We start from the raw sequence: 20,994 nt of genomic DNA on the forward strand, positions 1-20,994 counted from the left end.
GTCGAACGCCACGGGTGCGGATGATGCCGAGAGCACGGCCCTCCTGCTGAGCACGATGCACCGGCCGCACGGGCAACGGGATGATTTCGGAACAGGTCGCGGCGCTCCGCTCGATGGACGCCGTTCCGGCCCGCGTGGGTGCGCGACGCGCTGACCGTCGTCAGCACTCCGGCAACCTCTCCAGGGAGCGGTCCGCGCCTTCCCGGAGTCCGGAGGGACCACCATGGCCGTGGGGGCCGCGACCGTCCCGGGAGCGGTGACGAGAGGCGCGCCCGCTCACCCGGAGCGCGCTACCTCCGCGGACCACCCGGACCCGGGCGGGAGCCTCCACGGGCTTCCAGGGGGAGGGCGGCCAGTACGTGGGTGTCGAGGAAACCCCGCTCGGAGGCGGGATCGTGGAGCAGCCGGGCCTTCGTGACGAATCCCGCCCCGGCCAGCAGCTCCGTGAACCGGTCCACCGGCCAGCTGTAGGCAGGTGCCACCTTGTGGTCGAAGCGGACCGGCTCGGGCTCCTCGGTGCCGAAGAACGAGACCAGGATCAGGCCCCCCGGCGCCAGGACACGTGCCTGCTCGGCGAGCAGCGCGGGCAGTTCCTCCGGCGGCGTGTGGATCATCGAGTAGTGGGCCAGCAGCCCGCCGAGCGCGCCGTCCCCGAACGGCAGGGACTCCATCCGCGCCTCGTCGAACCGCAGCGCCGGATGCGCCCGCCGGGCATGGCCGATCATGGCCGGGGAGAGGTCGAGCCCGGAGGCGTCGAGCCCCAGGCCGTCGAGCATGGCCGTCAGATGCCCGGGCCCGCATCCGACGTCCGCTGCCCGTGTGTTCCCCGTCGCGCGCACCAGCTCGGCGAAGGTCCCGATCATGGCCCGCGCGAACGGCTGTGTCTCCAGGCGGTCGGCGAACAGCGACGCGTAGAGGTCGACGATCCCGTCGTAGGCCGCCCTGGTCCTGTCCTGATGCTCCACCATGCGGAGAAGCTAACACCCTTGCCACTGAACTCCGTTCGGCGAAACGGTCTGCCCGCACCCGGTGCGCCCGCCGCTCCGGTCCCCGACGCGGGAGTCCGCCCCCACCGGAACGTCCGGACGAAAGCGCGGGCGGTACAAGGGTGCTGAGTGGGAGTCAGGCGAGGGGCGGGTGGACGAGCCTGCCGTGCGCGATGAGTGAGGCGGCCTGCTTGAGGCGGCGGACCCGGATGCTGACCCGGTAGGACTCGATCCCCGAGACCGCCGCCACGCGGGTGGTGAGGTACCGGTAGAAGTCCTCCGCGTCACGGCAGGCGACCACCGCCATGACGTTGTAGTCGCCGCTGGTCGCCCCGGCGAAGGCCACCTCGTCGTGCTGTGCGAGCTCCTCCCCGACCCTCTGCAGTGCGGCGGGCGTCGTCCGCAGCCACAAGGTGGCGTGCAGGTGGAAGCCGAGACGTTCCGGCAGCAGGTCGAGGTCGTAGACGAGGGTGCCCGATGCCTCCAGGGCGTCCAGGCGGCGGGTGACGCGGGCCTGGGACCAGCCGCTGATCTCCGCGAGACGGGTGTGCGTGGTGCGTCCGTCCTCCGCCAGCGCCTGGAGGAGGGGCGCGTCCTCCTCGGTCGGTTTCAGCAGGCTCCCCGGCCGGGCAGCGGGAGGCCGCTGTCCGGCCAGCATGGCCTTCTGCTCATCCGTGAGCGGCTCACCGTAGCCGGCCCAGTCGGCATTGCCCGGCGGCCCGAAGGAGTGCATCAGCAGGTCGATCGTGAGGTCGAGCACGGACGCCGAGCGGGGCAGCCTCCGCAGCAGCAGATCGTCCCGCTCGGCGTTCACGGGGGAACGGATGACGCAGAGGATCTCCGACTCCCCGGAAGCGAGTCCGACGTACGCGATGTCCGGCCGCCGGGTCAGGGCGTCGGCGAGGGGCCCCGCGCGGTCGGGACGGCACCGGATGCGTGCGACCCACTGAGCCTCGCCGTGCACGGCCGCGTCGACCAGCCCGACCACCCGCATCACGCCCTCGCGCCGCAGGGCGTGGTACCGGCGTGCGGCCGTCTGCTCCGACACACCGACGACCTCGCCGATCAGCCGGAAGGGAGCCCGGGGCGCCAGTTGCAGGACCCGGAGGATTTCTCTGCTCACCTGATCCACCATGGGTGGATCCTCTCACCGCAGACGGTGTACCGGCGGAACACACCTGCCCGGGGCCCATGGCGCGGCGCATCTCCGACCCGGGGAGCCGAGGCCGGGTTCCGGGGCGCTCCGGAACCTCTGCCGTCACCCCGGTACCGGCCCTCCGGCCGCTCCGTACGCCTTCCGCGTGGCGCTTTCATCCGGAAACGGCTGACGCGGTGAGGGAATCATGCGCACGCGCGGAAGGGCTGGCAGTTTTCTTCCGTCCGGCTCCCGTGGGTTGGTGTCCGTGCCTCCGTACGGCGATGCTGGGACGCCGCGCCCGGACAGGTCCCCGTCACTCATGGCCCGAGGCGGCCGGAGCGATCAGCCGGAGATCTCGGGGCGTCACCGACGCCGCCCTCGCGAGCACCGGCGTCAGGACACCCGCACGTCCGGCGCTCCGCACCGGCCCCGTACCCGGCCCGGCATCCCTCTGTCGTACTTGAACGCGGCCCGCGAGCCGCGAAGGAGTTGTTCCGTGAACGTCCCGACCACAGGGAACGGACCGGCCGAACGGCGGGTGGTCACCCTCGTCATGGCCTGCCTCGGCGTCTTCGTCGCCTACCTGCCCGTCACCACGGTGTCCGTCAGCCTGCCCGCCATCCAGAGCGCGCTGGGCGCGACCACCGCACAGCTCTCCTGGGTGCAGGACGCGTTCGTCCTCCCCATGGCGGCGTTCATCCTCACCGCCGGTGTCGTCGGCGACGTACACGGCCGTAAGAAGGTCTTCCAGGCCGGCCTCCTCTTCTCCGCGGCCGGTGCGGCCGTCGCCCTCACCGCCGGGTCCGTCGAGGTCCTCTGGGCGGGCCAGGCGCTCGCCGGGCTGGGGGCGGCCGCCCTGCTCCCCACCACCCTGGCCCTGATCAGCCATGTGGTCCCCGACCACCGCGAACGGGGCAAGTTCATCGGCATATGGGCCACGTCCCTGCTGGGCGCCCTGGCCATCGGCCCGCTCATCGCCGGCCCGATCCTCAACCACGCCGAATGGCGCTGGATCTACCTGCCCGTCCTCCCCGTCTCGCTCGTCGCCCTGGCGGTGGCCGGGGCGCTCCTGGGCGACTCGCGAGCGCCGCACGGCCGTCGCCTCGACTGGCCCGGGCAGATCACGGCCACCATCACGGTCACGGCACTCGTCTTCGGCGTCATCGAAGGAGGGGCCGGCTCGTTCGGGGACACGAAGGTCCTGGTCGCCCTGGGGGCCGCCGTCGTCAGCGGAGCGGCCTTCGTCCTCGCCGAACGGCGCAGCGACAGCCCCATGCTGGACCTCTCGCTCTTCCGGAGTCCCGCCTTCACGGCGACGACGATCGTCGCGATGATCACGTTCCTGGCCCTGATCGGCTTCTTCTTCCTCCTCAGCCTCTACTTCGGGATGGTCCAGCAACTGGACACCCTCCAGGCGGGCTTGCGGCTCCTCATGGTCACCGCCGCGGCCATCGTGGCCGGAGGCCCGGTCGGGCGGCTGATGCACCGGTTCTCCCCGCGCGTCATGATCACGACGGGCCTGCTGGTCGTGTCCGCCTCCCTGTTCTCCCTGCTCACCCTGGACGTGGACACCTCGTTCCTCTCCATCGCCTGGCGACTGGCCCTCCTGGGGCTGGGCATGGGCTTCGTCATCACCCCCATGACCGCCACGGCCGTCGCCTCGGTGCCCTGGCAGAAGGCGGGCATGGCCGCCGCGGGCAACAACGCGTTCCGGCAGGTCGGCGGGGCGCTCGGTCCGGCCGTCCTGGGAGCGCTGCTCACGACGCGGGCGCTCGACACGCTGCCGGGACACCTCGACGACGCCGGGGTGGGGGAGTCGGCCCGACGGCAGATCCTGCCCGCGGCCGAGGCGGACGGCCTGGGAGCCGTCGCCCGGCTGCGGCTCGGCGCGGACACCGGGCGTACGTGGGGAGCCGTGAGCGAGTCGTTCCTCGACGGACTGCACCTGTGCCTGGTCGTCGCCGGTTCGCTGACCCTGTTCGCCGCCCTGGTCTGCGTCCTGCTGCTCCGTACCCCGAAGCCGGAGGCCGTGGACGCGACAGCCCCGGGCGCCGGGGGAGTGCCCGGCCCCGGCACCACGGCGGCGGTCCCGTCCGGTGCCCCGGCCGCAGCACCGGAACCCGCCCCCGCTCCCGCCCACAACCACTGAGTCCCCTCGGGGCGTGCGCCGACGGCGGTCGTGCCCGCCCGTGCGGGCCGGGAGGGCCTGCGGCGGGGGCGGCCGTCGGTGGACGTGACGGGCGGACCCGCTCCGCCGCCCTCCGGGTCCAGGGCCCCCGGCGTCGCCGGGGGCCCGCTCGCGCGGGCGGAGCGCCCGTCCGCGCGAGCGCGTCGGGAGACCTCCGGGCAGGCGGACGGTAGGGACCTGACCACCGGTCCGCCGCCCTGCCCACCGGTCCGCTGTCCGGAGCCCCCTTCGGTCCGGCTGGGCGCGGAACCTCGGCGCACCCCCTTGGCACCCCGCATTAATTCATATTTAATAACCGTGGCGTTGTCCCCGGACACCGCCGACCGCCCGCACGCCGCCCGCGCCGCAGCATCCGGAGCCGCCCCATGCCGCCCACCGACCCGCAGAGGCCGCGGGGGACGCGCCGCTTCGAGGGCCGCGCCGTCGTGGTCACGGGAGCGGCCCGGGGCATCGGAGCCGCCACCGCGCGGCGCCTGGCCCAGGAGGGTGCCCGCGTCCTCGTCGCCGACATCGACACGGCGGAGGGCGAGCGCACCGCACGTGCCGTCCGGGACGCAGGGGGAGAGGCGCTCTTCCACCGCACCGACGTGAGCGACGAGGCCGACTGGGCGTCGGCGCTGGACGCCGTGCACGCGGCGTTCGGGCCTGTCTCGGCGTTCGTCTCCCACGCCTACACCGTGCGCGTGGCCCCCGCGCACGACACGACGCTCGACCAGTGGAACCAGCAGCTCGGCACCACCCTGACCGGCGCGTTCCTCGGGTTCCGTGCCTGCGTGGAGGACCTTCGCACCACCCGGGGAAGCGCCGTCCTCATCTCGTCGGTCCACGCCCTCGTCGGACTGCCGGGACGCCCCGCCTACGCCTCGGCGAAAGCCGGACTGACCGGACTGACACGGCAGTTGGCCGTCGAGTACGGGCCCGACGTGCGGGTCAACGCCGTACTGCCGGGCCCCGTGCTCACCCGTGCCTGGGACGCCGTGGGGGAGGAGGACCGGCGGCTGAGCGCCGAGCAGACCGTGGCCGGACGGCTCGGACGTCCCGACGAGGTGGCCGGCGCGACGGCCTTCCTCCTCAGCGAGGACGCCTCCTTCGTCACCGGCGCCTCACTGGTCGTCGACGGCGGATGGAGCGCCTACAAGACCTCTTCCTGAGCCGGGGCCTGCCCGCCCCGCAGCCCGCGCCCGGTGCACCGGGCAGCCCGTATCCGGCCTTCAAAGGAGAAGCATGAAGATCACCCGTGTCGAGACCTTCGCCGTGCCGCCCCGCTGGCTGCTGTGCCGCGTCGAGACGGACGACGGGGTCGTCGGCTGGGGCGAGCCGGTGGTCGAGGGCCGCGCCGCCACCGTCCGTGCCGCCGTGCACGAACTGGCGGAACTCCTGGTCGGGCAGGACCCGCTGCGGATCGAGGACCACTGGCAGACCATGACCAAGGGGTCCTTCTACCGGGGCGGGCCCGTCCTCTCCAGCGCGGTCGCCGGACTCGACCAGGCACTCTGGGACATCGCGGGCAACTTCTACGGCGCCCCCGTGCACCAGCTGCTCGGCGGCCCGGTGCGCGACCGGGTACGGGCCTACACCTGGGTCGGCGGGGACGAGCCCACCCAGATCGCCGAGGCCGTGCGGGAACAGGCCGAAGCCGGCTTCACCGCCGTCAAGATGAACGCCTCCGGGCGGATGAACCGGCTGGCGACCACCCGCGACATCGACGAGGTCGTCTCCCGCGCCGCCGCCGCTCGTGAGGCGCTCGGCGACGACAGGGACTTCGCCGTCGACTTCCACGGGCGGTTCACGGCCGCCAACGCCGCCAAGATCCTGCCGCACCTCGCCCCGTACAACCCGCTGTTCGTCGAGGAGCCGGTGCTGCCCGAGTACACGCACCGGCTGCGCGACCTGGTCACGGGATCGCCCGTACCCCTGGCTACCGGGGAACGGCTCTTCTCGCGCACCGACGTGCTCCCCGCCCTCATGGCCGGGGTGGCGGTCATCCAGCCCGACCTCTCCCACGCGGGAGGCATCTCCGAGGTCCGCCGGATCGCCTCGCTCGCCGAGACCTTCGACGTGCTCCTCGCACCGCACTGCCCGCTGGGACCCGTCTCCCTGGCCGCGAGCCTCCAGGTCGCCTTCTGCACACCGAACTTCCTGATCCAGGAACAGAGCATCGGCATCCACTACAACGTCGGCGCCGGACCGCTGGACTACCTGGCCGACCCGGCACCGCTGGACTTCCACGAAGGACACTTCGTGCGGAGCACGGCACCCGGCCTCGGCATCGAGGTGGACGAACGCGCGGTACGCGCCGCCGACGACACCGCCGAGGACTGGCACAACCCGGTCTGGCGCCACCCCGACGGATCCTTCGCCGAGTGGTGACCCCGGCCCCGGCCGGCCGGCCCCGTACCGCCCGCCGCGCCCCGGGAGACCTCCCCGGCGGCAGGCCCCGCCCCACCAACCCACCGGACGTGAACGACATGCTCTCCCTGCCCCCTCCGGACGACGACACCTTCCAGGCGCTGCTGCGGCGTACCCGACTGGCCGCCATCGTGCGCGGACCCGACCCCGACGCCGCGCTGCGCACGGTCCTGACGCTCGCGGAGGAGGGCGTGGCCCTCGTGGAGGTCTCCCTCAACACCGCCGACGCGTTCGGAGTCATACGCCGCGCCGCCGCGGAGGCGGGGCCCGGAACCGTCATCGGCGCGGGCACCGTGCTGACCGAGGACGATGTCGCCCGCGCCCGCGAAGCCGGGGCCGGCTGGATCGTGACCCCCGCACTCACCGAAGCCGTCGCCGCGTCGGTCCGGGCCGGTCTCCCGGTCCTGGCCGGCGCACTGACCCCGACGGAGGCCGTCGCCGCCCGCCGCGCCGGCGCCGACGCCGTCAAGCTGTTCCCGGCCTCGCTCGGCGGCCCGGCCTACCTCAAGGCCCTGCGCGACCCCTTCCCCGAGACGCCGTTCGTGCCGGTCGGCGGCGTGGACCTGGCGGGCGCGGAACAGTACCTGGCCCACGGTGCGGTCGCGGTCGGCGTCGGGTCCCCCCTGGCCGGCGACGCCGTGCGCGGCGGCGACCTGACCGCCCTGCGCGCACGCGCCCGCCGTTTCGTCGCACTCTGTTCCGGCGGCGCGCGGGAGGAGGCGTGAGCGCCGCCGCAGGGCGGCCGCCCGCACCCCTGGACGTACTGACGTTCGGCGAGACCATGCTCGCCGCCCAGCTCCCCGGCACCCTCGCGGTCGGCGCCCAGGCCCGGACCACCGTCGCCGGCGCCGAGTCGAACGTCGCCATCGGGCTGGCACGGCTGGGGCACCGCGCCGGCTGGGCGGGTCTCGTCGGCGACGACGAGCCCGGCCGCCTCGTCCTGCGCACCCTGCGCGGGGAAGGCGTCGACACCACCCACGCCGGCACCCACCCGGCCGCGCCCACCGGGGCGATGCTCCGCGAGCAGCGCGTCGCCGACCTCGTACGGGTCCACTACTGGCGCAGCCGCTCCGCCGCCTCGCTGCTCACCCCCGCCGACATCGCGCCCGCCCTCGGCGACGGCGCCCGGGTGCTCCACCTGACCGGCATCACCTGCGCCCTCGGCCCCGGCCCCCTGGAGGCGGTCCGTGCGGCGGCCGCCCACGCGCACGGGCGGGGCTGGACCGTCACCCTGGACGTGAACCACCGCAACCGGCTCTGGACGGCGGAGGAGGCGGGCAGAGCCCTTCGGCCCCTGCTGCCCCACCTCACCGTCCTGATCGCCTCGGACGACGAACTCCCCGTGGTCACCGACGCGTTCACCGGCACGGCCGACGGTGAGGAACGAGCCGTCGAGGCGCTGCTGGACACCGGGGTGCGGGAGGTGGTCGTCAAACGCGGGGGCCAGGGAGCCGCGTTCCGCGACCGGCACGGCGCCCGTCACTCCGTGGAGGCGCTGCGGGTGCCCGTACGCGACACCGTGGGGGCCGGTGACGCGTTCTGCGCCGGATACCTCTCCGGTCTGCTCGACGGCCTCCCGCCCGCGGGGCGTCTCGCCCGCGCGAACACGCTGGGCGCGTTCGCCGTGGCCTCGGACGGCGACTGGGAAGGGCTGCCGCGCCGCGACGAACTCGGCCTGCTCGCAGCCGCACCCGGCACCGCGATCCGCTGACCCGTACCCGACCGGCGAAGGCCCGGACCACCCAACGGTTCCGCCCGGCGGCACACCTGCCCGTCATCAATTGTCCCGGTGCTTCAATGATGCCGTCGCGCACAGCGCTCACCGGGCCCGCGCGGCTTCACCAGGACGAGGAGGCGGGCCATGGCGGCCTACGTCGGCAGGGGCATCCACGGTCAGGTCGTGGAGGCCCTCGGGTACCGGATCGTCTCGGGACGGATCGCGCAGGGGGACACCATCGACGTGCGGTCCGTCGCCGAGGAGATGGACATCAGCCTCACCGTGATGCGGGAGTCGCTGAAGGTCCTCGCCGGCAAGGGGCTCATCGACTCCCGCCAGAAGCGCGGCACCTTCGTCCAGCCGGACGGCCGGTGGAACCTCCTCGACGCCGACGTCATCCGCTGGCGGCTGGCGAGCGGCAACGGTGCGAAGCTGCTCGGTGACCTCGCCGAAGTACGCGCCATCGTGGAGCCTGCCGTGGCCCGGCACGCCGCGGGGCGCAGGAGCGAGCGGGATCTCGAAGCGCTGGAGGAGGCGCTGGCGGCCATGGGCCGGGCGCGGGGCGACGCCGACGCGGCGGCCACCGCCGACACCGCCTTCCACCGGGCGCTCTTCGTGGCGACCGGGAACGACCTGCTGGCCCGGTTCGACCTGCTGCTGGAGCCCGGGCTCCGGGAGCGCGACCGTCTCGTGCACGCGCACCGGCAGGACGACGACCCGGTGCCCAGCCACCTCGCCGTTCTGGACGCCGTACGCGACGGTGACGCGGATCGCGCCCACACCGCGATGACGGAACTCCTCAGCAAGGCGGCCGCCGACGCGGAGACCGTCACCCGGGGCTGACCGGCCGGGCGCCGAACACCCCTGCCCCGCACCGCCGTCACGCCGGTCTCCCGCGTTCCCGGTCTCCCGCCGGTGCCCCGGCTCGGACCTTGCGCGCCCCGTTCAGGCGGGGCGTACGGCGACGCGGTGGACGGGGACCAGGTGTGCCGAGTGCAGGGCGGCCGTCCGGCGGGCCGCGTCGAGACCGCTGCGGGCCGAGGCGCCGACGTACACCTCGCTGTCGTGGGACAGGGGGAGCAGGCGGATCTCGACGCCGTGCTCGACGGCCTCCCCGGCGAACCGGCGCAGGCCGATCTCCCAGTCCGGGCCGTACCAGAAGTGGTCGGCGACGAGCCGGCCCCCGATGTACGCGCGGCCCGTGTCGCCCGTGAGGGAGAGCCTCAGCAGCACCTCGCCGTCACCGTCGAAGGCGTCACGGGGCACGGAGATCCGGTAGACGCTCGCCGCGTCGTAGTCCTCGTCCAGGGGCGCGGAGGCGCGGCCGTGCGGGCCGCCGGTCCTCGCGGGCGGGGCGGCGGACCCGGCCCGCACACAGGTGACCACGGGTTCGTGCCTCTGCCGCGGGAGGGCGAGGGGCCACCGGGTGAAGGCGCCGTCGGGGCCGGGGGCGCCGAGCCCCGGCCCGGAGAGTGCCGGGGGAGCGGGCAGCAGGGCGAACGAGGCGGCTGCGGAGGCGGTGTGCAGGCGCAGTTCGGGACCGTCGGCGAGGACGAGGTCCTCGCACAGCACGAGGCGGTCCTCGCCCCAGATCCGGACCCGGTTCACCGACCGCGCACCGTCCTCGTCGAGCACGAGCACGCGCACGGGCCCGGCCGGACCGTGGACGGTCAGCACGGCGTCCGTCCCCGGCTCGTGGACGGTCACCAGCGTGGCGTCCGCGCCCGCCGCCACCTCGGCCGGGCCCTCGACGCGCAGCCCGGCGGGCAGGGCGAGGCTCACGGCGATCCCGGCGGTGGCGGCGAGCACGGTCAGGGGGGTGCCGCCGACGTGGAGCCGGGTGACGGGCTGGGCCGTCGCCCACTCCAGACGTACACCGCCGCCCAGGTCGTACCCGATCGGCCAGACGAAGTGCGCACCGGAGGGAACGGCCACCGGCCGCCCGGGGAGGGTCACGGTGCGCCCGCCGTCCGTCCGGATCCGGAAGCGGACCCGCTCGTGCCGGGGCAACGGCTCATGGGGCTGGTGGTTGTTGACGAACAGGAAGCCGTGTTCGCCGTCCGAGCGGACCGCCCAGCGCAGCGTCGTCCGGTCGTCCAGGCCGTCGGGTCCCGCCTCGGGCAGCACCGACGGCATCGAGGCCAGGGCGGCGCCGGAGTCCCGCAGGAAGAGGTGCTGGAGCCGCAGCCGGTGGAACGACGGCCGCACCTGCCCGTACTCGCCCAGAGGGGCCTGGAAGTCGTAGGAGACCCGCGGCAGGTCGTTGGGGTAACCCGTCGCGTGGGACTCCTGGTTGGGGACCGTGTGGTCCAGGCGCTGGGAGCCGCCGTGGTACAGGTAGTAGCCCTGCCACACGGAGCCGCTGCCCAGTTTCGACAGGGCCAGCGAGGTGATGTCCTCGGCCGGCACGAGCGGGCGCCGGTGGTAGGCGACGGCCATGCCGCCGCCCAGCTCGCAGGTGGCGTACGGGTAGCGGCTGTCGTCGGGGCCCGTACCGGTGGGCGCGTGGTTCCTGAGGTCGGCGCCGATGGCGTGGTCGTCGCGGATGGGCGTGAAGAAGTAGTGGCGGCGCATGCCACGCGCCCAGCCCGGGTGGGCGTCCTCCCAGAAGGCCTCCGGGTAGCCGCCGTACAGCGGCAGCAGCACGTCCTCGGGGAGCCGGGCGGCCCCCCAGCCGGTCGCCGTCCACAGCGGTGCCCGGATGCCCGCGTCCTCCGCGGTGCGCCGCAGCGTCGCGAGGTGGTCCGGCCGGTCGTACAGCTCGTTCTCCACCTGGACGGCGACGACCGGGCCGCCGTCCTCGTGGGCGAGCCCGCGCAGTTCGTGCGCGATCCCGGCGAAGTGGGCCCGGACGAGCGCGAGATACGCCGGGTCGTCGGTGCGCGGCACGCAGCCGGCGTCCTGGAGCCAGTCGGGGAAGCCGCCGTTGCGGCACTCGCCGTGCGACCACGGGCCGATGCGCACCGCCACGGCCAGCCCGAGGTCCGCGCACAGCCGGACGAAACGGCGTACGTCGAGGTTCCCGTCGAAACGCGGGGTGCCGCGCCGGTCCTCGTGCTGGTTCCAGAAGAGGTACGTCGCCACCAGGTCGATCCCGCCCGCGCGCATCTTCAGCAGTTCCTCGCGCCACTCGGCGGCCGGACACCGGCTGAAGTGGAACTCGCCCATGGCGGGGATCCACGCCCCGGCGCCCCGGAGGATCCGCCGGCTGTCGACCGACACGGGGTCCGGAACCCCTGGGGGGCTTCCCATCGGCAGGTGCCCGGAAAGCGGTGCGGACGGCTTCTGCACGTGCAGCGACAGCATGACGGGCGGCTCCTGAGGGAGGCTCGGTGAACTCGTGTCATGGTCTGCGCGCGTCACCACCCTGTCAAGAAGTATTCATAATTAATGAACAAGGTCCGGCTCCGGCCGGACGCCCCGCGCGACGCCCCCGTCGCCGTGAGCGGCGCCCGCGGTCTCCTGTGATCACGGAACACAGGGCCGATCGGGTGAAGTTGGGTGAATGTGTCGGGCACGTGCCGTTTCCCCCTTCGCACAAAGGCGGTTGGGCATGTCGGAAGACCGACCGGGGGGACACGCGGGCGACTCCACACGTTCCACGGTTCCCCGTCAGGGCGACCGGATCTTCACCCACCGAACCCTGGAGTTGCTGAAAAGTGCGCGTCGCTCTCACCGGGGCCACCGGGTTCCTAGGACTGCGTCTCGTCCGTGAACTGCTGTGTGTACACGACTCGTTGACTATCCTCGCGCACGCCGGCTCGGGCTGCGCGCTGGGGCGGATCACGCGCTTCATGGAGCTGAGCGGTGCGCCCGACGCGCTGGTCGAGGCGCTCCCCGGCCGGCTTCACGTCGTGGAGACCGACCTGAGCCGCCCGTTGCTGGGGCTGGCCCCCGCCGAGTACCGGCGGCTGGCGGACGAGCTGGACGTGATCTGGCACAGCGCCGGGAACATCAACCTGGACGACGACCTGGCGAGCCTCCGCCGCACGAACGTCGACGGCACCCGGCACGTGCTGGAGCTGGCCGCCGCGGGGGCCGGCCGGCCCCTCGTCCACCACATCGGCACCGCCTTCGTCGGCGGGGCGCGCCGTGACGGCGTCGTCTACGAGGACGAACTGGACGACCGCCACGGCTTCGAGAACAACTACGAGCGGTCCAAGTACGAAGCCGAGGTGCTGGTGCGCGACTGGTCGCGGCGCCATGGGCGGCCCGTCGTCGTCATGCGGCCGAGCGTCCTGGTCACGGACATGCCGCCGCACCCCGAACTCCCTCCGCATCCGCTGCGGTTCCTCGCCCGGATCGTGGAGGCGTCCCTGCCCGGCGGTGGTTCCGCCGAAGGCGAGCCGCCCCCGGAACACCGCCCGGTGGTCCGGCTGGCGGGCCATCCCCTCGGGCATCTCAACCTGATGCCGGTGGAGCACGCCGCCGCCGTCATGGTCCGGCTGGCGGGCCTGCCGCCCTCGGGAGGGGCCGACGTCTACCACGTCGTCCACGACCACGACGTCGCGAGCACCGTCCTCACCGCCCTGGTCGAGCGGATCGCACCGGTGCGGGTCCGGCTCGTCGACAGCAGGCCGGACGACCCCGCCCCGCTGGAAGCGGCCGTGGACCTCTACCCCGGGTTCACGCCGTACCTCAGCCACCGCCGCCGCTTCGACGACACCCGGGTACGGAGCCTGCTCGGCCCGCTCCCGTCCGGAATCCGCGTCGGTCTCGACTACCTCGTCGACGGCGTCGCCCCCCGCACCGCGTCCACGACCGGAGCACCCTGACCCGCGCCGCACCGGGGCCGTCCCGCCTCACGGCACGCCGTTCGCCACCTACGCCCGATGGGAAACCGACCTTGTCCGTCCTGGCATGTCCTGAGGGGACCGCGGCCACCGCTCCGGTCTTCGCACCGGAGCAGATCGCGGCCTGCGTACGGCAGGTGCGGCGCCACGCCCACATCGTCGCCGGCCCCACCGGACGCGAGCTCGGCCTGGTGATGGGCCCCAGGCCCCCGGGCGACGTCGTCGGAACCCTCCCCCCGCTGTACCCCGAGTGGCTGGGAGGGCGGACCTTCTGCGAGGCGCACGGTGTCCGGTTCCCCTACGTCGCGGGGGAGATGGCCAACGGCATCGCCACCACGCGCATGGTCGCGGCGATGGCACGGGCCGAGATGCTCGGGTTCTTCGGTGCCGGCGGCCTCGGCTTCGCCGAGGTCGAGCGAGCCGTCCGTGAGCTGGCCTCGGAGCTCGCCGGCCTGTCCAACTGGGGTGTGAACCTGATCCACTCGCCGAACGAGCCGGCCCTGGAGTTCAGGGTCGCCAAGCTGCTCCTGCGCCACGCCGTCCCCTGCGTCTCGGTGTCGGCGTACATGGAACTCACCCCGGCCGTGGTGCTCTGCTCGGCGGCGGGCCTGCGACGCGGACCGGACGGGCAGGTCGTGCGGCGTACCCGGATCCTCGCCAAGGTCTCCCGGCCGGAGGTCGCGGCCCGCTTCCTCTCCCCGGCGCCGCCCGAACTGCTGCGCCCCCTGGTCGGGAGCGGAGAGCTCACCGCGGAGGAGGCCGAGCTCGCCGCGCTGGTGCCCGTCGCCGAGGACCTCACGGTGGAGTCCGACAGCGGAGGCCACACCGACAACCGGCCCCTCGGCGTCCTGCTGCCGAGGATCATGCTCCTGCGCGAGGAGACCGTACGCCGCCACGGGTACACACGGGAGGTCCGGGTCGGCGCGGCCGGCGGACTGGGCACGCCGGACGGGGTCGCCGCCGCGTTCGCGCTCGGCGCGGCCTACGTGGTGACGGGGTCGGTCAACCAGACGGCCGTGGAGGCCGGCATCTCCGACGACGCGAAGGCGATGCTGGCCGACGCCGACATCGCCGACGTGATCATGGCCCCGGCCGCCGACATGTTCGAGGCCGGCGTCACGCTCCAGGTGCTGCGCCGGGGCACGATGTTCGCCCAGCGGGCCGGCCGCCTCTACGCGGCGTACCAGGCGCACCCTTCCCTGGAGGAACTGCCGGAGCGGCTGCGCGCCACGCTCGAACGGGACGTGTTCAGAGCCCCGTTGGACGAGGTGTGGGCGTGGACGCGGCGCTTCTGGGAGCAGCGCGACCCGGCGGAGGCGGACCGCGCGGACAGGGATCCGCGGCACCGGATGGCACTGGTCTTCCGCTGGTACCTGGGGAACTCCAGCCGCTGGGCGATCGAAGGCGACACCGCCCGCCGCGGCGACTACCAGATCTGGTGCGGCCCGGCGATGGGCGCCTTCAACCGGTGGACCGAAGGCAGCCCGCTGGCGGACCCGGCCGAGCGCACCGTGGTGCAGATCGCGCTCAACCTGCTCGAAGGCGCGGCCGTGGCCACCCGCGCGCACCAGCTGCGCGGCTTCGGCGTACCGGTGCCGTCCCGGGCGTCCGCCTTCACCCCGTGCCTCCTCGCCTGACCGCGCTCCCCGCGCCCGCCCCGAACAGCAAGGAAGTGGAGAGCATGTCCGCCTCTCGCCCCCGACAGGTCCCGATCGCCGTGGTCGGCATCGGCGCCCTCATGCCCGGCGAGCAGGGAGCCGACGGCTTCTGGCGCACGGTCGTGAACGGCCGTGACCTGATCGCCGACGTCCCCGCCACCCGCTGGCTGGTCGAGGACTACTACGACCCCGACCCCACCGCGCCGGACAAGACCTACGCCCGCCGGGGGGCCTTCCTGTCCGACACCGGCTTCGACCCGATGGCCTTCGGTATCCCGCCGAACACCCTCAGCGCCACCGACACCGTGCAGCTGCTCGCCCTCACCGTCGCGGAGCAGGTCCTCACCGGCATCGGCGGCCTCCGCGGGACGGACCGCGACCGCGTCTCCGTCATCCTCGGGGCGGGCGCCACGGAACTCTTCACGCACATGACCGCACGGATCCAGCGCCCGGTCTGGCTCAAGGCCCTGCGGGAGAACGGGATTCCCGAGGACGAGGCGCAGGCGGTCTGCGACAGCATCACCGGCCACTACGCCCCGTGGCAGGAGTCGACCTTCCCCGGGATGCTCGGCAACGTCATCGCGGGCCGGATCGCCAACAGGTTCGACCTGCACGGCACCAACCACATCACGGACGCGGCGTGCGCGAGCTCCTTCGCGGCCCTCTCGACGGCGGTCGCCGAACTCTCCCTCGGCCGGGCCGACCTGGTGATCAGCGGAGGCGTCGACGCCTCCAACGACGCCGGCACCTTCATGTGCTTCTCCAAGACCCCCGCCCTCTCGCCCACCGGCGACTGCCGCCCCTTCTCCGACGCGGCCGACGGCACGATGCTCGGCGAGGGCATCGCCATGTACGCGCTGAAACGGCTCGCCGACGCGGAGCGCGCCGGAGACCACGTCCACGCCGTCGTCCGAGGGATCGGGACCTCGTCGGACGGCAGGAGCGGCGCGATCTACGCACCCGTGCCCGAAGGCCAGGCGCGGGCCCTGCGACGCACCTACGAGGACGCCGGCTACGGACCGGAGACCGTCGAACTGGTCGAGGCGCACGGCACCGGGACGAACGCGGGGGACGCCGCGGAGTTCGCCGCGCTGCGCCGGGTGTACGAGGAGTCCGGCCGCGAGGACGGCCGGTGGTGCGCCATCGGGTCGGTCAAGTCGCAGGTGGGGCACACCAAGTGCGCGGCGGGTGCCGTCGGTTTCCTCAAGAGCGTCCTCGCCCTGAACCACAAGGTCCTCCCGCCGATGATCAAGGTGGACCGGCCCGATCCCGCGATGAGGATCGACGACAGCCCGTTCTACCTGAACACCCGGACGCGCCCATGGGTGCGCTCCGCGGACCGGCCCCGCCGGGCGGCGGTCTCCAGCTTCGGCTTCGGGGGCAGCAACTTCCACGTCACCCTGGAGGAGTACACACCCGCCCCCGGCTCCGGCGCGCACGGGGCACGGCGTACCAGGACCGCCCCCACCGAACTGGTGCTCCTCGGCGCCCCGTCGGCCGACGCCCTCCTGGAACGGAGCATCGACACCGGCCGCCCGCTCCCCGAGATCGCACGGGAGAGCCAGCGGGACTTCCGGGAGACCGACTCCGTACGCCTCGCGGTGGTGGCCGCGCACCACGACGACCTGTCGGACAAGCTCGCCCGGGCCTTCGCGCTGATCCGACGGAACCCGGACGCGGAGTTCTCCACCCCCGCCGGCGTCCACTACGCGACCGGCGCGGCCCGCGTCGGCAGGATCGCGTTCCTCTTCCCGGGACAGGGCTCCCAGTACGTCGGCATGGGCGCCGACGTGGCCATGTTCTCCCCGGCGGCCCAGGCGGTGTGGGACCGGCTGGCGACCACCGAACTCGACGGCCGGGAGCTGCACCGCGTGGTGTTCCCGCCGCCGGCCTTCGGCGACGCGGAACGGGCCGGCCAGCAGGACCTCCTCACCGCGACCGAGTGGGCGCAGCCCGCGCTGGCGGTGCACAGTCTCGCCCTCCTCGAGGTGCTGCGCGGTCTCGGCCTGCGGCCGGACTGCGTCGCCGGGCACAGTTTCGGCGAACTGGTGGCGCTGCACGCGGCGGGCGCCCTGGAGGCGGAGCCGCTGGTGGGCCTCGCCCGCCGGCGCGGCGAGCTGATGCGGGAGGCGGCGGCCACACCGGGGGCCATGCTGGCCGTGGCCGCGGGGCGCACCCGCACCGAGGAGGCCGTCGCCGCCTGCGGCGCCCGGGACGTCTGGACGGCCAACCACAACGCCCCCGCGCAGACCGTGCTCTCCGGCACCCCGGAGGCGATCGAGGCCGTCGAGCGGAAGCTCGCCGCCGAGGGGATCACCACGCGACGGCTTCAGGCCGCGACGGCGTTCCACAGCCCGGTGGTCGCCCCGGCGAGCGAACCGCTCCGCACCTACCTGGCCGGGATCCCGGTCGGTGAGCCCCTGCTCGACGTCTACGGGAACGCCGACGCCGAGGTGTACCCGTCCGCCCCCGGCGAGATCCGCCGCCGGATCGCCGAACACCTCGCCTCACCCGTGCTGTTCAGCGACGGGATCGAGGCGATGTACGCCGCGGGAGTGCGGACGTTCGTCGAGGTGGGCGCCGGGGACACGCTCACCGGACTCGTCCCCCGGATCCTCGGCGACCGCGACCACCTGGCGGTCGGCCTGGACCGCAGGGGACGTGACGGAGTCACCTCCCTCCAGGACGCCCTCGCCCGGCTCGCCGTGCGGGGCGTCGCACTTGACCACGACGACCTGTGGGCGCCCTACGGGCCGCCCGCGGCAGCAGCCGAGGAGCACACGCCCAGAATGACCGTGCAGATCAACGGCAGGAACCAGGGCCGGGTCTACCCGCCCGCCGGAGGAGCCGAGGCGCTGCCCGCGCCGAACCCGCCCCGCCGGACCGACGCTCCGCCGCCCGCCGTGCAGCTTCCCGCCCAGGCCCCCGCCCTCGCGCCCCCGTCTCCCGTCCCGGCACCGGCCGTCGCGTCTCCGCCACCCGCCCCGGCCCCCGCCGTGCCCGCCCCGGCCGTCGCGTATCCCGTGTCGTCCGCGACGGGGGCGAACGCCGACTGGTTCGCCGTGGTCGACACCGTGCAGCGCTCCACGGCACAGGCCCATGAGGCATGCCAACGCATGCTGGTCGAGAGCCACATGGCGTTCCTCCAGATGACGGAGACGACCCTCGGCGCGATGCTGGGCGTGCAGGGCGGTCCGCCCGCGACCACCCCGGCGCCGTTCCCGGCCCCCGCCCTGCCCGCCGCGCCGTCGGTCCTGCCCACCGTGCCCGGGGCCGCGGCTCCCGCCGTGGCGGCCGTGCCTGCCGTGCCTGCCGTACCGCCGGTGACCGCCGCGCCCGTGGTGCTTGCCGAGCCGCCGCCCCCTGCCGTCCCCGCCTCGCCGCAGGCCCCCGCCGTCCCCGTCCCGCCGGTGGCGCAGGACCTGTCCGCGGAGGCGTTCGAGGAGTTGCTGCTGTCCGTGGTGGCGGAGCGGACGGGGTACCCCGTAGCGATGCTGAACGTGGACATGGAGCTGGAGTCGGACCTGGGCGTGGACTCGATCAAGCGGGTGGAGATCCTTTCCGCCATGCGGGAGCGGGCCGGTGACCACGGGGACGGGCAGGTGGGGGAGCTCCTGAAGCTCCGTACCCTGCGGCAGATCGTCGAGGCGTTCACCGCCACCGCCACCACCGCCCCCGCCGCCACAGCCCCCGCCGCCACAGCCCCCGCCGCCACAGCCCCCGCCGCCACAGCCCCCGCAGCCACCTCCGTCGTCGGTCCTCCCGCCGCGCCCGCCGTGGACCAGCAGATCCCCGCGCCCCGGCACGAGCCCGACGGAACGGCCGGGCTCAGCAGGCTCGCCGTCCGTGCGGCCGTCACCCCCGCGCCCGGGCTGACGCTGGCCGGACTCGGCGACGGGCCCGTCGCGGTGACCGAGGACGGCCTCGGGGTCGCGGAGGCCGTCGCGGCCCGGCTGACCGACCAGGGCTTCCCGGCGACCGTCGTGACAGCCGTGCCCCCGGACGCGAAGGCCGTCGTGCACCTCGGCGGCCTCGCCGCGGCCGGTTCGCCCGAGGACGCGCTGGAACTCCAGCGCGGAGTCTTCGAGGCGGCGAGGTCGGTGGCCCCGCGCTTCACCACCGAGGGCGGGGTGTTCGTCACCGTGCAGGACACCGGCGGCGACTTCGGCCTCCGGGGCGGCCTGCCGGAGCGGGCCTGCCTCGGAGGCATCGCCGCGCTCGCCAGGACCGCGGCCAAGGAGTGGCCCGCCGCCACGGTCAAGGCGATCGACTGCGAGCGGGCCGGCCGGGACGCGGACGCGGTCGCCGGAGCGATCGTCGCGGAACTCCTCGACGGCGGACCGGCGGCGGAGGTGGGCCTGCGCGCGAACGGAACCCGCACCGTACCGGTCCTGGTCCCGGCGCCGGCCGAGCCCGGCCCGGCCCCGGCGATCGGTCCTGACTCCGTCGTCGTGGCCACCGGGGGAGCCCGAGGGGTGACCGCCGCTGCCCTGCTGGACCTGGCGAGGGCCCACCGGCCCCGCATCGTGCTCCTCGGCCGCACCGAGCCGGCCGGTGAACCGCAGGGCCTGTCGGCGGCGACCGACGAGGCCGCACTCACCCGGGCACTCGCCGAACGCTCCGGAGCGCCCACCCCGGGGGCGATCGGCGCCGAGGCCCGGCGGATCCTGGCGGCCCGTGAGGTCCGCTCCACGGTGGCGGCCCTCGAAGAGGCCGGCTCCACGGTCCGCTACGTCCCGGTGGACGTCCGCGACGGCGCGGCGGTGCGCGCCGCGCTGGAAGAGGTACGCCGCGACTGGGGGCCGGTCACCGGCATCGTGCACGGGGCCGGGGTGCTGGCGGACAAGCTGATCGCCGAGAAGACCGACGAGCGGTACGCACAGGTCCTGGCCACCAAGGTGGGAGGCGTCCGCGCGCTGCTCGCGGCAACCGAGGACGATCCGCTCGACACGGTCGTCCTGTTCTCCTCCGTCGCCGCGGTCTTCGGCAACGCGGGGCAGAGCGACTACGCCATGGCCAACGAGGTGCTCAACCACGTGGCCTCCGCCGAGCGCGCCCGGCGGCCCGGCTGCCTGGTGCGGTCCATCGCCTGGGGCCCGTGGGACGGAGGCATGGTCACCCCCGCCCTGGCCGCGCACTTCGGCCGGTCCGGAGTGCCGCTCATCCCCGGCGGACAGGGTGCCGCCGCCTTCACCGCCGAGCTGAGCGCGCCGGGCGCCGACACCCGGGTGGTCATCGCGGCCGGGGATGCCCCCGGCCCCGTCAGGGCGGCCGCCGAGCCCGCCCCGGCGCAGGTGCGCATCGACGCGCACACCCACCCCTACCTCGCCGACCACGCCGTCGCCGGGGTTCCCGTCCTGCCCGTGGCGCTCGCCCTGGACCGGTTCGCCGGTGCTGCGGCGGCCTGGCGGCCGGACGCCGGCCACCTCGTGCTGAAGGACCTCCGTGTCTTCAGCAAGGTCGCCCTGCCGCACCTGGAAGGCGAGGGCCACCGGCTCGGCCTGACCGGCCGCCGGGCGGCGACCGGCTCCCCCTCGGCCCTCGAAGCCGAACTGGCCGGGGAGAACGGCGCACCGCACTTCCGGGCCCAGCTGGAGTTCCAGGAGACCCCGCCGGCGCCGCAGGACTGGGAGACCCCTCAGGGACTCACCCCGCCGACGGCCACCGGCGTCTACGACGGCCGGGTGCTGTTCCACGGCCCGCGCTTCCACGCCCTGCGCTCCGTCCAGGGTGTCGGCGAGGACGGAGCCGAGGCGACGGTGACCGGACTGACCGGACTCGGCTGGGGCGGTGACCACTGGCAGCTCGACGCGGCGGCCACCGACGGCGCGCTGCAACTCGCCCTGCTGTGGGCGGACAAGGCGCTCGGTGCCGCGACCCTGCCGATGGCGGTCGCGGAGTGCCGGGTGCACCGGCGCGGCCCCGTCCCGGACACCGTGCGCTGCGTGGTCCGGGGCAGGAAGGTCCACGACACCGGAGCGCGCTGCGACGCGGCGCTCCTCGGCCCGGACGGGTCCCCCTGGGTCGAACTGCTCGGCGTGGAACTCGTACGGCGTCCCTCCTGACCCGTATCCCCCGGATTCGTCCTCGTACGTGAAATGAGAC

At 74.3% G+C, this 20,994-nt stretch carries 12 protein-coding genes; 9 read left to right on the forward strand and 3 right to left on the reverse strand.

The genetic code is table 11. From position 1 onward, the window contains the following. Positions 1 to 290 precede the first annotated feature (290 nt). Complete coding sequence (locus ACFVS9_RS28670; RefSeq protein WP_389936961.1) at positions 291 to 968, reverse strand: class I SAM-dependent methyltransferase; 678 nt, start codon at positions 966 to 968, stop codon at positions 291 to 293. Between the two features lie 154 nt (positions 969 to 1,122). Further along, positions 1,123 to 2,121 (reverse strand): Lrp/AsnC family transcriptional regulator, encoded by a 999-nt coding sequence (locus ACFVS9_RS28675; protein WP_389936963.1) that lies wholly within the window; start codon positions 2,119 to 2,121, stop codon positions 1,123 to 1,125. A gap of 499 nt (positions 2,122 to 2,620) precedes the next feature. On the opposite strand from ACFVS9_RS28675, the gene ACFVS9_RS28680 reads away from it, so the two are divergent. From ACFVS9_RS28680 to ACFVS9_RS28705, 6 genes are all read left to right on the forward strand, one after another. Further along, positions 2,621 to 4,273, forward strand: coding sequence for an MFS transporter (locus tag ACFVS9_RS28680; RefSeq protein WP_389936966.1), 1,653 nt, complete (start codon positions 2,621 to 2,623; stop codon positions 4,271 to 4,273). A gap of 404 nt (positions 4,274 to 4,677) precedes the next feature. Then, the gene (locus ACFVS9_RS28685) at positions 4,678 to 5,463 is read left to right on the forward strand and encodes an SDR family NAD(P)-dependent oxidoreductase (RefSeq protein ID WP_389936969.1); all 786 of its coding nucleotides are present in this window, start codon (positions 4,678 to 4,680) and stop codon (positions 5,461 to 5,463) included. 73 nt (positions 5,464 to 5,536) lie between these two features. Further along, positions 5,537 to 6,682 (forward strand): galactonate dehydratase, encoded by a 1,146-nt coding sequence (gene dgoD / locus ACFVS9_RS28690; RefSeq protein WP_389936972.1) that lies wholly within the window; start codon positions 5,537 to 5,539, stop codon positions 6,680 to 6,682. Positions 6,683 to 6,780: 98 nt separating this feature from the next. Continuing rightward, complete coding sequence (locus tag ACFVS9_RS28695; RefSeq protein WP_389937040.1) at positions 6,781 to 7,446, forward strand: bifunctional 4-hydroxy-2-oxoglutarate aldolase/2-dehydro-3-deoxy-phosphogluconate aldolase; 666 nt, start codon at positions 6,781 to 6,783, stop codon at positions 7,444 to 7,446. Further along, on the forward strand, positions 7,443 to 8,432 hold the full coding sequence (locus ACFVS9_RS28700; protein WP_389936975.1) for a sugar kinase: 990 nt from the start codon (positions 7,443 to 7,445) through the stop codon (positions 8,430 to 8,432). Before ACFVS9_RS28695 ends, ACFVS9_RS28700 begins: the two co-directional genes overlap by 4 nt. A gap of 150 nt (positions 8,433 to 8,582) precedes the next feature. After that, positions 8,583 to 9,281, forward strand: a complete 699-nt coding sequence (locus ACFVS9_RS28705; protein ID WP_383116989.1) for a FadR/GntR family transcriptional regulator — start codon at positions 8,583 to 8,585, stop codon at positions 9,279 to 9,281. Positions 9,282 to 9,383: 102 nt separating this feature from the next. Here the strand turns inward: ACFVS9_RS28705 and ACFVS9_RS28710 are convergent, their stop codons facing one another. Next, complete coding sequence (locus ACFVS9_RS28710; RefSeq protein ID WP_389936979.1) at positions 9,384 to 11,744, reverse strand: beta-galactosidase; 2,361 nt, start codon at positions 11,742 to 11,744, stop codon at positions 9,384 to 9,386. Positions 11,745 to 12,097: 353 nt separating this feature from the next. Between ACFVS9_RS28710 and ACFVS9_RS28715 the strand changes: the two genes are divergently transcribed. The 3 genes from ACFVS9_RS28715 (at position 12,098) to ACFVS9_RS28725 (ending at position 20,954) form a co-directional block, all read left to right on the forward strand. Beyond that, positions 12,098 to 13,213: an SDR family oxidoreductase gene (locus tag ACFVS9_RS28715; protein WP_389936982.1), complete on the forward strand. Its 1,116-nt coding sequence runs from the start codon at positions 12,098 to 12,100 to the stop codon at positions 13,211 to 13,213. A gap of 71 nt (positions 13,214 to 13,284) precedes the next feature. Further along, a complete protein-coding gene (locus ACFVS9_RS28720) occupies positions 13,285 to 14,868 on the forward strand; it encodes a PfaD family polyunsaturated fatty acid/polyketide biosynthesis protein (protein WP_389936985.1) in 1,584 nt (527 codons plus the stop codon). A 44-nt stretch (positions 14,869 to 14,912) separates the two neighbouring features. Continuing rightward, entirely contained in the window at positions 14,913 to 20,954 is a 6,042-nt protein-coding gene (locus ACFVS9_RS28725) for an SDR family NAD(P)-dependent oxidoreductase (protein ID WP_389936988.1), read from the forward strand. Positions 20,955 to 20,994 lie beyond the last annotated feature (40 nt).

Source organism: Streptomyces sp. NPDC058008 (assembly GCF_042886395.1).
Lineage (GTDB): Bacteria > Actinomycetota > Actinomycetes > Streptomycetales > Streptomycetaceae > Streptomyces.

Bases quoted from the DNA above. Each gene is read 5' to 3' on its own strand.
- ACFVS9_RS28670 (WP_389936961.1), bottom strand. From the start codon at position 968: ATGGTGGAGCATCAGGACAGGACCAGGGCGGCCTACGACGGGATCGTC.
- dgoD (WP_389936972.1), top strand. From the start codon at position 5,537: ATGAAGATCACCCGTGTCGAGACCTTCGCCGTGCCGCCCCGCTGGCTG.
- ACFVS9_RS28710 (WP_389936979.1), bottom strand. From the start codon at position 11,744: ATGCTGTCGCTGCACGTGCAGAAGCCGTCCGCACCGCTTTCCGGGCAC.
- ACFVS9_RS28695 (WP_389937040.1), top strand. From the start codon at position 6,781: ATGCTCTCCCTGCCCCCTCCGGACGACGACACCTTCCAGGCGCTGCTG.
- ACFVS9_RS28705 (WP_383116989.1), top strand. From the start codon at position 8,583: ATGGCGGCCTACGTCGGCAGGGGCATCCACGGTCAGGTCGTGGAGGCC.
- ACFVS9_RS28685 (WP_389936969.1), top strand. From the start codon at position 4,678: ATGCCGCCCACCGACCCGCAGAGGCCGCGGGGGACGCGCCGCTTCGAG.
- ACFVS9_RS28675 (WP_389936963.1), bottom strand. From the start codon at position 2,121: ATGGTGGATCAGGTGAGCAGAGAAATCCTCCGGGTCCTGCAACTGGCG.
- ACFVS9_RS28725 (WP_389936988.1), top strand. From the start codon at position 14,913: ATGTCCGCCTCTCGCCCCCGACAGGTCCCGATCGCCGTGGTCGGCATC.